Annotated in this window: 12 protein-coding genes; 7 read left to right on the top strand and 5 right to left on the bottom strand. The window is 69.1% G+C overall.

From position 1 onward, the window contains the following. The coding region (hrpA, locus tag D7W79_RS25925; RefSeq protein WP_244221965.1) for an ATP-dependent RNA helicase HrpA at nt 1-3,669 on the top strand (3,669 nt) is incomplete at its 5' end. Nucleotides 3,670-3,726: 57 nt separating this feature from the next. Then, nucleotides 3,727-4,305: a DUF488 domain-containing protein gene (locus D7W79_RS25930; protein ID WP_171437145.1), complete on the top strand. Its 579-nt coding sequence runs from the start codon at nt 3,727-3,729 to the stop codon at nt 4,303-4,305. A 167-nt stretch (nt 4,306-4,472) separates the two neighbouring features. Here D7W79_RS25930 and D7W79_RS25940 read toward each other — a convergent pair whose 3' ends face one another. Further along, nucleotides 4,473-4,703: a hypothetical protein gene (locus D7W79_RS25940; RefSeq protein ID WP_120528078.1), complete on the bottom strand. Its 231-nt coding sequence runs from the start codon at nt 4,701-4,703 to the stop codon at nt 4,473-4,475. Between the two features lie 320 nt (nt 4,704-5,023). Here D7W79_RS25940 and D7W79_RS25945 point away from each other — a divergent pair, with 320 nt between their 5' ends. Then, nucleotides 5,024-6,289, top strand: a complete 1,266-nt coding sequence (locus tag D7W79_RS25945) for a DEAD/DEAH box helicase (RefSeq protein ID WP_120528079.1) — start codon at nt 5,024-5,026, stop codon at nt 6,287-6,289. 43 nt (nt 6,290-6,332) lie between these two features. Here the strand turns inward: D7W79_RS25945 and D7W79_RS25950 are convergent, their stop codons facing one another. Further along, entirely contained in the window at nt 6,333-7,127 is a 795-nt protein-coding gene (locus D7W79_RS25950) for an alpha/beta fold hydrolase (RefSeq protein WP_208729840.1), read from the bottom strand. A 10-nt stretch (nt 7,128-7,137) separates the two neighbouring features. After that, nucleotides 7,138-8,079 (bottom strand): sigma-70 family RNA polymerase sigma factor, encoded by a 942-nt coding sequence (locus D7W79_RS25955; RefSeq protein ID WP_120528080.1) that lies wholly within the window; start codon nt 8,077-8,079, stop codon nt 7,138-7,140. Nucleotides 8,080-8,338: 259 nt separating this feature from the next. Between D7W79_RS25955 and D7W79_RS25960 the strand changes: the two genes are divergently transcribed. Further along, on the top strand, nt 8,339-8,677 hold the full coding sequence (locus tag D7W79_RS25960; RefSeq protein ID WP_120528081.1) for a hypothetical protein: 339 nt from the start codon (nt 8,339-8,341) through the stop codon (nt 8,675-8,677). Nucleotides 8,678-8,771: 94 nt separating this feature from the next. On the opposite strand, the gene D7W79_RS25965 is transcribed toward D7W79_RS25960, so the two are convergent. Further along, entirely contained in the window at nt 8,772-10,847 is a 2,076-nt protein-coding gene (locus D7W79_RS25965) for an alpha-amylase family glycosyl hydrolase (RefSeq protein ID WP_244221966.1), read from the bottom strand. 297 nt (nt 10,848-11,144) lie between these two features. Here D7W79_RS25965 and D7W79_RS25970 point away from each other — a divergent pair, with 297 nt between their 5' ends. The 3 genes from D7W79_RS25970 (at nt 11,145) to D7W79_RS25980 (ending at nt 14,790) form a co-directional block, all read left to right on the top strand. Then, on the top strand, nt 11,145-12,377 hold the full coding sequence (locus D7W79_RS25970) for a hypothetical protein (RefSeq protein ID WP_120528083.1): 1,233 nt from the start codon (nt 11,145-11,147) through the stop codon (nt 12,375-12,377). A 169-nt stretch (nt 12,378-12,546) separates the two neighbouring features. Beyond that, nucleotides 12,547-13,575: a hypothetical protein gene (locus tag D7W79_RS25975; RefSeq protein ID WP_120528084.1), complete on the top strand. Its 1,029-nt coding sequence runs from the start codon at nt 12,547-12,549 to the stop codon at nt 13,573-13,575. A 198-nt stretch (nt 13,576-13,773) separates the two neighbouring features. Continuing rightward, nucleotides 13,774-14,790: a trigger factor gene (locus D7W79_RS25980; RefSeq protein ID WP_244221967.1), complete on the top strand. Its 1,017-nt coding sequence runs from the start codon at nt 13,774-13,776 to the stop codon at nt 14,788-14,790. A 19-nt stretch (nt 14,791-14,809) separates the two neighbouring features. Here D7W79_RS25980 and D7W79_RS25985 read toward each other — a convergent pair. Next, on the bottom strand, nt 14,810-15,174 hold a 365-nt coding region (locus tag D7W79_RS25985; RefSeq protein WP_244221968.1), incomplete at its 5' end, for a hypothetical protein.

Raw genomic sequence — 15,174 nt, forward strand, 5'->3', positions numbered from 1 at the left:
ACCCTGCGCTTCCCCCCCGAGCTCCCCATCTCGAGCCGGGTGGAGGACATCACCGCGGCCATCACCGCCCATCAGGTGGTCATCGTCGCGGGGGCTACCGGCTCGGGGAAGACGACGCAGCTGCCGAAGGTCCTGCTCGCCATGGGGCGCGGCCGTCCGCGCCAGATTGGCGTTACCCAGCCCCGGCGCATCGCCGCGACGAGCGTGGCGGCGCGCGTGGCCCGCGAGCTCGGCACGGAGCTGGGCACGGACGTCGGCTACCAGATCCGCTTCGAGGACCGCTCGTCCAAGCGGACCGCCGTGAAGTTCATGACCGACGGCGTCCTGCTCGCGCAGATCCACAGCGACCCGCTCCTGAGCCGCTACGACACCATCGTGCTCGACGAGGCCCACGAGCGCAGCCTCACCATCGACTTCCTGCTTGGGTGGCTCAAGCGCATCCTCCCCCGGCGCCCCGACCTCAAGGTCGTGGTGAGCTCGGCCACCATCGAGACCGAGCGCTTCTCGCAGTTCTTCGGGGGCGCTCCGGTCATCCAGGTGGAGGGCCGGACCTTCCCGGTGGACGTGCTCTACGAGCCGCCCCCCGAGGACGCCGAGCTCGCCGACGCCGTCGCCGATTCGGTGGCGAACGTGATCTCGCTCGACCCGGACGGGGACGTGCTCGTGTTCCTTCCCGGCGAGCGGGAGATCCGCGAGGCCGAGAACGCCCTGAACGCGCGCGAGCTTCGCGGCACGGTGGTGCAGCCCCTGTACGCGCGCCTGTCCGCCGCCGAGCAGTCGCGCGTCTTCGCCACCATCCCCCAGCGCCGGGTCATCCTCGCCACCAACGTCGCGGAGACGTCCGTCACCATCCCGGGCATCGTGTACGTCGTGGACACGGGGGTGGCGCGCCTGTCGCGTTACGACCCCCGCTCGGGCACCACGCGCCTGCACATCGAGCCGGTCTCCCAGGCCAGCGCCGACCAGCGCAAGGGGCGCTGCGGACGCGTGCGCGAGGGCATCTGCGTGCGCCTCTACGACGAGGAGGGTTTCACCTCGCGGCCCGGCTTCACCGACCCGGAGATCAAGCGCACCGGGCTCGCGGGGGTCATCCTGCGGATGAAGTCCCTCGGCCTCGGTGACGTCGAGGACTTCCCCTTCCTCGACCCGCCCCAGCCGAAGGCCATCGCCGAGGGCTGGCGGGTGCTCGAGGAGCTCGGGGCCATCGAGGGCAAGGAGCGCACCTTGACGCCGCTCGGGCACCAGCTCGCGCGCTTCCCGGTGGACCCGCGCATCGCGCGGATGATTCTCGCCGGCGCCGAGTACGGGTGCCTGGACGAGGTGCTCATCGTCGCCGCGGCGCTCAACCTGCAGGACCCGCGCGAGCGGCCCCGGGAGCTCGCGCAGAAGGCGGACGAGTCGCACTCGCGCTTCCGCGACGAGCACTCGGACTTCGCGGGGCTGCTCAAGCTGTGGGCGTTCGTGCGCGAGGCCGAGGGCCGGGGGACGTCCCATCTGCGGCGCGTGTGCCGGGACAACTTCCTGTCCTTCCTGCGGGTGCGCGAGTGGCGGGACGTCCAGCGCCAGCTCGAGGAGACCGTCAAGGAGCTGCGCCTGCCGCGCAAGGGCCGGGGCGCCCCGGCGCGCGGGGACGTGCTGCACCAGGCGCTCCTCACGGGGCTGCTGTCCCGCATCGGCCAGTGGAACCCGGAGCAGCGCTTCTACACGGGCGCGAAGCAGACGCGCTTCATGGTCCACCCTTCGTCGGCGCTCGCGAGGAAGCCCCCCGGCTGGGTGATGGCGTTCGAGCTGGTGGAGACGTCCCAGCTGTTCGCGCGCACCGTGGCGAAGCTCGACCCGGAGTGGCTCGCGGCGGCGGCGCCCCACCTGCTCAAGCGCAGCTACTCCGACCCGCACTGGTCGGAGAAGTCCGCGCGCGCCATCGTGAAGGAGAACGCGACCCTCTTCGGGCTCCAGGTCTTCAAGGAGCGCCCCGTGCCCCTGGCCAACACGGACCCCACCGAGGCACGGCTGATGTTCCTGGAGCATGCCCTGGTGCGCGGCGAGTACCGCACCCGGGGCGCGTTCCAGGAGGAGAACCGCCAGGTGCTCGAGCGCGTGGCGCGCCTGCGGGACAAGGCCCGGCGCAGCGAGCTGCTCGACAGCGAGGCGCTGCTGACGTTCTTCGACCGGCGCGTCCCGGACGACGTGACGGACGGAGCGGGCTTCGAGGCCTGGCGCCGCAAGGCCGAGGTGGCCGACCCCGACGTGCTCGTCCTCACGATGGAGGATGCTCTCTCGGACGACCCGGGCCTGTCCCCGGCGCGCTACCCGGATTCCATCTCCCTGCACGGCGTGTCCGTGCCGGTGACGTACACCTTCGACCCCTCGGCCGAGGACGACGGCATCACCCTGAGCGTGCCGCTGCTGCTGCTCGCCCAGCTGGTCCCGGGGGAGCTCGACTGGACCATCCCCGGGTGGCAGCGGGAGAAGCTCACGGCCCTGCTCGAGCAGCTCCCCCGCGCGCAGCGCAAGCAGCTGGGGCCATTGCCCGACCTGGTCGACCGTCTCGAAAAGGAACTCGTGCCCTTCCGCGGGCCGATGATTCCTGCGCTCGCGCGTGCGGTGTCCCGGCTGTGCGGCATGGACGTGCCCGAGGAGTCCTTCCGGGCGGATGCCGTGGTGCCGTACCTGCGCGTCACGCTCCGGGTGCTCGATGAGCGGGGAAAGGAGCTCGCGCGGAGCCGCGACGCCGACGCGCTGCTCGAGCAGCACGGGGGCCATGCACGGGCGGCGCTTCGCAGCGCGGCACCGGCCACTGAATGGGAGCGCAAGGGGCTGACCGCCTGGACCTTCGGCGAGCTGCCCTCCGTGGTCACGCGGCGGATCGGCGGGCTCGACGTCCGCAGCTACCCCGCGCTCGTCGACCGGGGCGCGACCGTGGACCTGGTGCTGCTCGAGACCTCGAACGCCGCCGAAGCGGCCACGCGCGTGGGGCTCCGCCGGCTCCTGATGCTCGCCGCGCGAGGACACGTGGCCGTCAGCGCCGCGCGAATGCCGCCGCCCTTCCCGTCCCTGGACGGCGCGCCACCCGCGCGGGGCCAGGCCGACGCCTTCCGGGCGCTCGTCCTCACACGAGGCGTCGACGAAGCGTTCAAGCTCGCACCGGGTGCGCCGCTGCCCCGCACGAAGGCGGCCTTCGAGGCGCTGGTCCGGGAGGGCTCACCGCGCATCGAGCAGGCTGCCCGGGACTGGGCGAACGCCGTCGTCGCCGCCTCCGCGGAGCTCGCCGAGACGCTCGCCGCGCTCAAGGCAGCATCCAAGGGGCCGAGCGGCGCGGCGGCGGTGCGGGACATCCGCTCGCAGCTCGGGCACCTGTTCCCCGCGAAGCTCATCGAGGGGATTCCCCTCATGCGCCTGCTGCACTACCCGCGCTATCTCCGCGCGGCCCAGGCACGGCTGTCGCGCGCGGTGGCGAACCCCGCCAAGGACGCGGCGAAGGCCGCGCCCTTCACCCCCCTGTGGGAGTCCTTCATCGCCAGGTCCGCCACCGTACGCGACCAGGAGGCGGCGCAGGAGCTGCGGTGGGCCTTCGAGGAGCTCCGCGTGGCCATCTTCGCTCCAGAGGTGACGACGCCCGTGTCGGTGACGCTGGCGAAGGTCAGCGCGGCGCTCGCGGCGCTGCGCTAGCGCCGAGGTGCCTTGTCGGGCGCGGGCCCACGTCCAAGATTGGAGGGGGGACCGGCAATGGAGCTACCGAGGCGAGCGAGAGGGTGGAGCGGCGTCCAGGTGTTCGCGCTGGGCCACTCCACGCGCACCATCGAGGAGCTGGTGGAGATGCTGTGGGCGAACGGCGTGCGGACGCTGGTGGACATCCGCACGGTGCCGCGCTCCCGCACGAACCCGCAGTTCAACGTGGACGTGCTGGGAAAAACGCTGGCACGGGTGGGCGTCGAGCACCTGCACCTGCCAGCGCTCGGCGGGCTGCGGCGTGCGCGCAAGGATTCGCCCAATGCGGCCTGGCGCAACCTGAGCTTTCGCGGCTACGCGGACTACATGCTGACGGAGGACTTCACGCAGGGGCTGGAGGCGCTGCGCGAGGTGGCGCTGCACGGGCCGGTGGCCCTGATGTGCGCGGAGGCGCTGCGCTGGCGCTGCCATCGCTCGCTGGTGGCGGATGCGCTCTGGGCGCGGGGCGTCCTGGTGACGCACATCACGAGCCCCACGCGCGTGGAGCCGCACCGGCTCACCGCCTTCGCGCAAGTGCGGGGGCGACAGGTGCTGTACCCGGCGACGGAGGGAAGCGCAGGCCCCCGAGCTATTTGAGCCGCCAGTTCGCTGACGGTGGCGGGCCCGGCCGACAGCTGCTCCAGGACCTTCCGCCGAGTCGAATTGGACAAGGCATAAAACACATCATCCGCGACTGCGGATTGAATCATTGCAACACCCGCATCAGCGCGGCAGCCTCCTGCTCGGCCGTGCCCACATCGGGCTCACTTCCCGCAGATGCGGTTTGCATCGGCCACGCAGTCGTTGGTGTTCTGGCAGCTCGTGCAGCGCAACTTCGTGCTGTTGTATTTGTAGTAGCAGCCGACGGGCTCGGAGCGGGCATCACGCACTTCGCAGAACACGATGGTGCCAGTGGAGCAGAGCGGCTCCCCGACCGGCTCGCCGCAGCAGCCCTCGCCGTCGAAGTGGGGGCGCAACTCCGTGGTGCACTCCATTCCGGTCGGCCCCTCCCCTCCTCCGGGATCCGTGCCGGCACAAGCGGTGAGGGTCAGTACGAGGAGCCATCGCCACGGCCTGGAGGTCACGCGTCGTTCCTGTCTTGGGAGGTGGGAGCGCCGCTGCGAGTGTATCGAGGAGATGAAGCCGGCCCCAGGCGGAATGAGGGCCCTGTGTGCCGAGAAGAACCGCTGGAGGGTGAAGCGCGGGCGGTGCCGCTTCTCATGCGCGTGAGCCCTTGTTCATGCTCGTTCCCGCGTCGAGCCTCGGGGCAGGTTAGGATGACGGCGCTTCGTGCCACCCCAAGGCTCCCCTCCCCATGACCTTCGCTTCGCTCGGCCTGTCGGACGCGCTCACCCGTGCCGTGGCCGAACTCGGATATGACGAACCCACGCCGGTGCAGCGCGCGGCCATTCCCGTGGTGCTGCGCGGCGGCGATGTCCAGGCCTCGGCGAAGACCGGCTCGGGGAAGACCGCCGCGTTCCTGCTGCCCCTCCTGGAGGCCCTGCGGGCGCGCCCGGGCGGTTCGGTCCGACCGGTGCGGGCCTTCATCCTGGTCCCCACGCGAGAGCTCGCCGCGCAGATCGTCGAAGCCGTCCAACAGTACGGCCGGCACCTGAAGAAGCCGCTGAAGACCTGCCTCGCGGTCGGCGGCGTCTCCGCGAACCCGCAGATGCTGGCGCTCCGGGGCGGAGCGGACATCGTCGTGGCCACGCCGGGCCGCGCGCTGGACCTCGTGGAGCAGAACGCACTCCGGCTGGGGCAGGTGGAGACGCTGGTGCTCGACGAGGCCGACCGGCTGTTCTCCCTGGGCTTCGCCGACGAGCTCAACCGCCTGCTCGCGCTCCTGCCCGCGCGCCGCCAGAACCTGCTGTTCTCCGCCACGTTCCCACCCGCCGTGCGCACGCTCGCGGAGCGGCTGTTGCAGGAGCCCACGCGCATCGACGTCGACGAGGGCGAGCTGCCCTCCGCGGACCTCATCGTCCAGCGGGCCATCCTGGTGGATGCCCCCCGGCGCACGATGCTCCTGCGGCAGCTGCTGGAGACCCACGCGTGGTCCCATGTCCTTGCGTTCGTCGCCAGCCGCTACGCGGCGGACCATGTCGCGCTGAAGCTCAGCCGCGCCGGCATCCCCGCGACGTCGCTGCACGGAGAGCTCAGCCAGGGGGCCCGCACGCAGGCGCTCGCGGACTTCAAGGCGAAGCGCGTGCGCGTCCTCGTCGCCACCGACGTCGCCGCACGCGGCCTGGACATCGCGGGACTGCCCGCGGTCGTGAACTACGACCTGCCCCGTTCGACCGTGGACTACGTGCACCGCATTGGCCGCACGGGGCGCGCGGGCGAGCAGGGCGTGGCCATCAGCTTCGTCAGCGCCGACACCGAAGCCCACTTCCGTCTCATCGAGAAGCGGAACCACTTCGCCGTCGCGCGAGAGCAGGTGGCGGGCTTCGAACCGACGGAGACGGCCGCGCCCGCCGCACCGCCGCTGGATGTGAACGGCGGCGTGAAGGGCCGGCGCAAGAGCAAGAAGGACAAGCTGCGCGAAGCCGCCGCCGCTGGCCATCCCCCGAAGCGCAAGCCCTAGGAAGCTCCCCGCCTCAAGGCGCGAGGAGCTCCGGCGCCCGAGGTCATTCGCCCAGGAACTCCTCCAGCGCCCGGGCGAGCGCCTTGGGGTCGACGGCATGCGTCTGTCCCTCCAGCGTCCGGTGACGTGCGCCGGGAATGGCCCGCGCCAGGGTCTGGATCGCCTGTCGCATCCAGTCCGGACTCGCACCTCCGTCCATGACCAGCGTGGCCGCGCGGACGGCCGGCAGCTGCTCCAGACGCGACGGGCCACGGGCCGTGATGCGCAGGTCGTAGCTCAGCGTGTGCGCGAGGTGCTCGAGGCCCGCCCACATGGGCGCCTTGCGCATCTGCTCGACGGCTGGCGCGGGCACTTGCATCACCTTCGTGAAGTACAGCTCGACGGCTTCCGAACGGCGATTCCCCTTGGCGGCCTCGTCGAGCTGCTTCGCGACGCCTTCAAACGCTCTGGCCCGATCCGCATCGAGGATGACGGGAGGCTCATAGACGACGAGCTTCGAAATCGGGAGTCCTCGCGCCGCGGCATCAAGGGCCAGGAGTCCCCCTGACGAGTTGCCGAACACGGCAGCGGATCCACCGGCAGCGGTGATGATCGCCGCGAGGTCCTCCTCTTCCCTCTCGGGCGCATGGGGCGGTGTGTCTCCGCTGTCCCCACGGCCGCGCCGGTCGTAGCTGAACACAGTGAAGCGGTGGGCCAGCAGGGCCGCCAGCGGTGTTCCCGAGGTCGGCGCCGTGCGGTCGCAGAACGCTCCGCCGACCAGGATGAGCGGTGGACCCTTGCCGGTCGTCTCGAATGCGATGGAGGTCCCATCAGCGGACCTGACGGTGTGGATGGTCATGGCAGTTCCTTCAGTGTGAGGCAGCAGGCGGGTAGCCGTGCGTGCGAAAGGGGACGTCGAGCTCGCGGCAGACCTCGGTCAGGACCTCGGGCGAATGGTAGTAGTCCCGCAGCCGCGTGATGCGGTCGTTCTCCAGCTCGACCCGCACGACGGCATGCACTGCGTCTCCCGACCACCAGAGGAAGAGCCATTCGCCCCGGTGCGCGCGGAGTTCGCAACGCGGCGGATCCACGAGCACGTAGCCGCCCTCGGGACAGCCGAAGAGCGTTCCCTTGAACGAGCCGTCCCGGACGGCCTGGGCCCCGGACTCGATCTTGAAGCCCGGATACTCCAGGGTCGCCGAATCGAGCAGGAGCGCCGTGAGACGATCGAGGTCCCGCGCGTTGAAGGCGTCGCAGAACGCGTTGAGGACGGCGGGAGCCACCGGCGCCGGTTCGGCCGGTTCCGGCGTCACCAGCTTCGTTCTCCCCCGGTGCAGCGCGGTCTTGATGGCTCCAGTCGTGGTGGACAGCGCCTCGGCGGTCTCCTCGAGTGAGAACCCGAAGGCATCCTTGAGCACGACCGCGGCTCGCTCCTGAGGAGCGAGTTGCGAGAGCAGCGTTCCCGCGGCCTCACGCGCCGCGCGAGGCTCGGCCCGCGTCACCGGATCCGCGAACTCGACGCCGTCGGGGGCCGGGGCCTCTCGCGCCTGCCGCAGCTGGTTGAGCCACAGGTTGCTCGCGACGCGGAAGAGCCACGCCCGCGGGCTGCGCGGTGGCTCCGCCATGATGCCGAGGCTCGCGAACGCCCGGGCCATCGTCTCCTGGGCCATGTCCTCGGCATCCCAGGGGCTGCGGGTCAGCTGCCGGCAGTACCGGTAGAGATCCGGCCGGAGCGGCTCGTAGGTATCCAGGAAACGGCGCCAGGACACCTTGACGGCATCGCCCAGCGGATCTTGTGACTCAGTGCTCATATCGGGGAGACACGCGACAGGCGGAAAAGGATACGTCGAGCACGTGCGGGAAAAGGGGCCCTTGCTTCCCTGCCTGCTAAGGCGCCCACCTGATGCCGCGCGAATTCCAAGAACCTGATTTTGTGCTCTATATGATATTCCAGTTTTTGCTGGTTTATATTGGTTTGCATTGAGATAGAGTCCCAGGTGTGGAGGCCGTCCCTCCACGTGACGACGCCCCCTCAGGCGTTCCTGATTCTCTGAGGGAGAAAGAACAGCAATGAAGAAGCTGCTCCTGGGACTCATGTTGGCCGCGGTTCCTCTCATGGGATGTGGTGTGGGGACGGAGGACGCCTCGTCGGACACGGTGCAGACGGTGACGACCGAGTCCGGCCAGAGCATCAACCTGGACTTCGGCCCCATGAGCTCGGAAGAGCCTCTGGCGTCGATGGGTGACTCGAGCGGCGACGTCTCCGCGATGGGCGCCGGATGCTGGGTCACGCTCCTGTACTGTCGGGACCCGCGCTACAACGGCTGGGCCACCTGTCAGCAGAACGGCAAGTGCAGCCTGCAGCAGTTCAAGGACAACTGCATCGCGCTCTACAACAAGACCTGCTAGGCCTTTCAGCGCCAACGTCTCATCATGAAAAAGCCCGGCACCCGCGAGGGATGGCCGGGCTTTTTCCGTGAGGGGCGACGGACCGGTCAGCGCGTCAGGGGCACTTGCTCACCATCAGCTCGCCGCCGTTCTTGGTGGCGTTGATGCGGAAGCTGAATACGTAGTCGCCGGCCTCCGGAATGGCGAGGGAGGACTCCTTGCCGGGACCTGCGGCGAGCGACATGGGCTGCTCCGAGGCAATCACCACCGGGGCCCCGCCCGACACCGCGAGCTCCGTCGACCAGTCCGCGCTGGCGAACTTGAAGGTATAGGCGGTGACGTCCGGCTCGTTGACCACCACCTGGTAGAGGTTGTCGCCCTTGTAGGCGAACCGGCGGTTGGCGGGCGTCGCACCGAAGTTGTCCCCTCCGACGTAGCTGCCCCGGATGAACATCTCCTTGCCGAGCGGGCCGAGCCCGTCGACCGTCGGAGCATCACAACGGGCCAGCGGCCCCTGACCGGAGAGCCCGCCTCCGGGGCCTGTCTGCGGACCCTCCGCCGTCGGCGAAGCGATGTCGAAGAACCTGCCGTCGAACGGCTTCAGCTCAATCACATACCTTCCATCCGCGAGGGCCACGTCAGTGCCGCCCAGCAGCCCGACGAGGGGCCCCGCGCTGCCAATGGCCGTCCCGGCCACGGTGATGACCGCGGGCGTCGCCTTCACATTCAACACATACAGGACGTTGTCGGTGCCCTTGTCCTTGCGGTCGATGAAGACGTTGTCGTCCGAGTAGATGTGCGTCCGACTGCCATTGGCCAGGGCCGGATGGGCCTCGCGCAGCGCCATCAGGGAAGCGACGTAGTGCTTCAGGTCCGCCTGCGCGGGCGAGAGCACCGTGGCGGGCGCGCCCACCGTGGTCGGGACTCCTTCCACGATGGCGGAGGTCCGGGAGACATGGTCGTCGCAGACGCCCCGGAGGGCACAGGTCGCGTTGTCCTCCTTCGCCGCGAAGCCCGGCAGCTCCTGTCCGACCTCATCCCCGTAGTAGAGGGTGATGGGGCCGCTGTACTCGGCCATGACGCTGAAGGCGGCCTTGTGCCGCGCCCACCAGGCGCTGTCCCCGGGCTGCGCCAGGGCGCCTCGCTGGAGGAGGTCGCCGAAGCGAACGAGGTCGTGGTTGGTCAGCATCAAATTCGGCATGGCGTGGGCCGGATACGCCAGCTGGCTTTGATACCCGGCCTGGAGGTTGCTCGCCCCGCGGTTCCCCGTGCCGGACTCCTCGACCGCCAGGGTCTGCACCAGGCTGTAGCGCATCGGGAAGTCGAACGTGGACCGCAGCGCGGGGCTCGCGGTGGTGCCATAGCCATTGCTGGCGATGTCCGCCGGCCCGCTCCAGATCTCCGCCACCATGTACCCCAGCGGGTGGACGCTCTGGCCGGCCGCGTTCGTGTAGCTCACGTCCGCCGCGGCAGTGGCGACGGCGGTCCGCAGGTCGTCCCAGTACTGCACCGGAACCTGCGCGGCCTGATCCAGGCGCCATCCGTCGATCTTGTACTCGGTCACCCAGTGCGCGGCGACCTCCTTGAAGAAGTCGAGGTCGCCCGGATAGACCGCCCGCCGCCCGGTGCCCCCCTGCTCTCCCGTGGTGGAGAGCTTGCGGCCCAGCGGCGAAGCGTAATCACTGGCATTCACCTTGTAGTGGCCGAATACGCCATCCAGGAAGACATACAGCCCCCGGGCATGGGCGGCCTCCACCAGCTCCTTGAGCCTGGCGTTGGTGCCGAACTTCGGGTCGACGTTGAAGTAGTCCGAGGCGAAGTAGCCCGTGGCATCCAGGCGGCTGGCCCAGTCGTCCTGACCGCTCATGGGCACGCTGTTGAAGATGGGGGTCAGCCAGAGGGCGTTGACGCCCGTCGACTTGATGGCGTCGAGGCTGTTGATGACGCCCTGCAGGTCTCCCTTGTGATGGCTGGTGCCGTAGCCGGTGTTGGAGTCCGCGGTGCTGTCGGCATCGACGAAGGCCTCGACCATGACCTGGTACAGGCGAAGACCGCACTCGGGTTCGCCGTTGCCCTTGAAACAGGCCAGCCGGCTGTCGGTCCGTGTCGCGGCGACGCTGACGGTCGCGGTGTAGGGAGCGCCCGCATCCGTCCCCGCGTCCACCCCACCATCCTCCACGCCAGCGTCCACCCCACCATCCGTCGGCGGCGGAGGCGGGGTCCCTCCGTCGCTTCCACTGCTCCCGCCCTGGCAGGCAACCAGGACCCCCGCCATTGCCAGCGTGAGAAGGGACTTCCGCCAATGCATGACGCGCGCTCCTCTGGGGCCGACGCCCCATGAAAATCCACGGAGCAGCATACCGTCGGCATGGCGAAGCCCGTCCCTACAAGTTCAGCCCCGCCCGTGCGCACGGTCGAGGGGCATGGACGCACGGCCGGATGACTCCAGGCCGCCGCCTTTTGCGATAGGTTCGCGAGGGAGGCTTCCATGCCAAAGCAAAAATCCGAGAAGCGCTCGTACACGGTGGACGCCAAGGGGAAGATCACCAAGAAGACCACCGAGAAGCCCAGGTCGAGCGCCCCCGACTACCGTCAGGAGTGGCTCAAGCGGCTCCGGTCCCGGGCCGCCCTCGTCAAGCGAGGCCAGGCGACCGCGCTTGGCATCCAGCTCGTCAAGAACCAGCTGAGGACCCTCAACGCCGGCCTCAAGGACCAGCTGCTCGCCAAGACACCGCCCACCGGTTTCGGCACCCTCACGGAGCAGCCGTCCCGGGACGACGAGCTGCTGGATTGCCTGTACGAGCTGCGGGAGATGATCGTCACCCTCCAGTTCCACCTGGATATGGACGACGTGACGACGCTGCCCATCACGATCCCGGTCTCGCGGACCTACGCCGAGTGGAGCTTCGACCAGGATTCCAAAGGCTATTACTCGCTGCTGAGCAAGAAGGACCAGAAGGTCGGCGAGGTCGCGCTCAGCGGTCTGGTCAATCGGTTCTCCAGCGCCGTCTTCAGCGACCACCATGGACTGCTCATCCATGCCAGGGTCAACGGCAAGCCGGACCTCAAGATCTACTATCAATCCCTTGATGCCACGAGCCAGTACTCCGGTTCGGCCGCCGTTCGGACTTCGGGGGGCATGCTGCCCTACACGGGTTCAATCAGCGGCGCTTCCCTGCGAAACGCGGTGGGGTTCGCGGAGCAGCTGTCCAAGCTGGTGATTGCCGAGCCCGGCATCAACGTCATCATCCTCGCCGAGGCCGGTCTGCAAGAGGCCAATCAGCTGATCGCGCAGAGCATCGACTCCAGTTGGATCCGCCATTCCAACAACGCGACCAAGGAGTCGGGGGTGAATGACATCACCGTCATCCACGCCCCTGACCTGGCCTTCAACTATACATTTTCAGTCGAGAACACCGGCCTGGGCAATGCCGCGCGAATCGTCTGCGATCCGGGCACGGACTCGGAGTGCACCCTGTTGGGGTGCCACATCCTGAACAGCCAAGCCAAGAACGACAAGGTGGGCGCCTTCTTGAAGAAGGGCAAGGTCGCGGCACTCTTCGGTGACACCAACATGTCGACCAAGAGCAGCAGCAGCCTCTCCCACGGCTTCACGACGGTCGAGGGCAGCACCAGCGTGACGGACTCGCTGACGTTCGATTTCTCGAACAGCGCCAGCAACAAGATGTTCGACAAGCTGCTCGTCCGGAAGCGCCCCTAGCCCTTCGTCCCAATAGCCCGAAAAAAATCCCAATGATTCCAGGGATTTGGCATTCAGGCCGCACCTGGCCGGCGCGTGTAGGCCTGGAAAATCAGCCTCAAGCAACTCGCGCGCTCCGCGTCCGATAATCCGTTCAAGTTCCACCTCTTCCGAACCTACGAGGCCCACCATGGGTTTCCCCGACATCAAGCGCACCTTCAACGCCGTCCGCACCAACGTCCAGCAGACCTTCGAGGCCAACAAGCAGCTCGTGAAGGGCGGGATCGCGGTCGCGACCCAGGCGTCCAAGGCGATCAACTTCAGCAAAGACGCCTTCCAGCAGATCAAGAACATCAAGACCGGCGCCCAGGGCATCCTCGGGAAGACGAACCTGGACTTCGTGCGCAACCCCACCTTCTCCCAGGGCTTCAAGGGGCTGACCAAGTTCGGCGCGCAGATGGGCGCCGCCATGCGCTACGCGGGCATCCCCGGCGCGGTGGCCGCCGGCGCCACGGCCTTCAAGGACGTCCGCCAGGCCATCCGCTCCGGCAGCAAGGACGACATCATCACCGCCACGCGCTCCTCCCTGGACGCGGCCAAGTCCACCATCTCCGCCGCGACGGGCGGCATCGTCGGCAGCAAGGTGATGGGCGGCGTGCTGGGCGGCAGCATCTTCAAGGGCAAGCTGGACGCCGGCAAGGCGGCCTTCGACACCTTCAAGAAGGCGCTCCCCAACGCCAGCGACGACGTGCTCAAGGCCGTCAAGGGCGCCGCCACCAAGGGCATCATGGAGGGCGCGTCGCTCAAGAACGTGGGCCGCGCCGTCACCACCGCCGCGGGCGACGCCGCGAAGGCGGGCGGCACGCTGGCCAAGGGCATCCTGGGCAGCGGGACGCGCTCCGCCGCCAAGGCCGCGCTGTCCACGGTGGGCCGCGAGGCCGGTGAGGCCGCCCTCAAGCAGGGTGCGAAGGCCGCCGCGGGCACCGCCGCCAAGGCGCTGGGCCGGTTCGCTCCGGGCGTCAACGTGGCCATCGCCGCGGTGGACGTGGCCAACGCGGGCGCGACGCTGATGGACAAGAACGCGGGCGTCGGCAAGAAGGTGACGTCGGTCATCACCGCGGTGGGCTCCATCGCCGCGGCCACCAACATCCCGGTGGTCAGCCAGGTGGGCGCCGCGGTCTCCACGGTGTCCAGCATCGTGGGCGCCTTCTTCAAGTAAAGTAGGCGTTCAAACCCTTGCGGTTTGTCAGAGCGGCTCGGCTGGACTAGATCTCAGTCCATGCCGAGCCGTCGCTTTGTTCCCCATTGGCGCGGACGCGGACTCGTCGTCTATCTCCCGGGAGCATTCGTGACCCCCCCTCAAGGGAATGCAGGATCGGGCCGCGGCGTCGAGCGGCTGCTGAAGATGAGCCCGGTGGTGAGCAGCGTCTCCGCCGAAGCCCTCAAGCTTCCCAGCGTGCAGGCCCCCTCTCTAGAGGGCCTCGCCGTGCGCGTCCCCACCCCGGACGACCTCACGGAAGAGGACCTGCTGCGCGCCTTCCATGAGAAGCGCCGCGCCCTGGCCACCACGCGCGAGCGTCAGAAGGGCGAAGCGCTGGAGCCGGGCGACGACGTCCAGCTCAACATCGTGGGCTATTGCGACGGCAAGCTCATCCCCTTCTCCGCGCGCTTCGGCATGACGACGGAGCTGGCGCCCATCGAGGCGCTGCCCGGGTTCTGCGAGGCCCTGGCGGAAGGCGGCAAGGTGGGCGAGTCCATGCAGATCGCCCTGGAGCTTCCGGCGGACTACCCGGTCGAAGGCCTCCAGGGGAAGCCCGCCCGCTTCCTGGTGGACATCATCGGCGCCCACCAGGTGACGATGCTCCCGGACAGCTCCCCGGAGTTCCTCCAGAAGCTGGGGATGGGCAGCACGCTGGAAGAGGTGTTCAGCAACATCCGCGAGGAGTTGGAGGACGAGGTCGCGGGGCAGCTCTGGGCCCGGGCCCAGGACATGGTCCTGGACGAGGTGGCCCGGCGCGCGCCGGTGGAGCTTCCCCGGGTGCTGGTGGAGGAGGAGCTCCGCCGCCGCTGGGTCCAGGCCGAGGGCCAGGCCATGGTCGCCTACAATTTCGACGTGGACGAGCAGCAGGAAGCGCTCCAGGGCTGGCTCACGGACCCCACCACGCGCGCGGACACCGAGCGCCGGTTGCACATCGGCATCGCGCTGAAGGCCGTCACGGAGGCGGAGAAGCTGCAGCTCACGCCGGAGAAGCTGGAGCAGCTGATCCGCGACTACGTGGAGCCCTTCGGGTTGACCGCGGAGGACGCCCACGCCGCCCTGCGCGAGTCGCCCGAGACGACCCGCCGCCTGGCCGAGCTGGGCTGGTACCTGCTCGCGGTGGAGCACGTGATGAACAAGGCGAAGGTCACCTTCGAGGGCGCGGAGCAGGGCTGAGGCGGCCCTGCTTCGGGTGTCAGCCCTCGCTGAACCACAGGCCCAGGCCGCCCAGCAGGCCCAGGCCCAGGAACATCACCGCCATTCCCCACGTCTGGCGGCGCGACCACTGAAGCCCTTCGCCGTACCGGTGGCCACACCACAGGATGAGGACGGCGAACCCCAGACAGATGGACACAGGCCCGGCGGCGACCAGCATCCGGCGGGCCGTGCCGCTCACGTCCGCGACCGCCAGCACCCCCAGCGGCCCGAAGCCGACGACGAGCACGGCCAGCACGAGCCAGAAGGCCCCCCGCCCTTCCCAGGTGTCCAGCTCCAGGTATTGCACGACGCGCCGCCACCACGTGCGGGGCGGCTCCGGTTCCGGAGGGGGCGGCTCGGGGC

The sequence above is a fragment of the Corallococcus exercitus genome, assembly GCF_003611585.1.
In the GTDB taxonomy this organism is placed as follows: Bacteria; Myxococcota; Myxococcia; order Myxococcales; family Myxococcaceae; genus Corallococcus; species Corallococcus exercitus.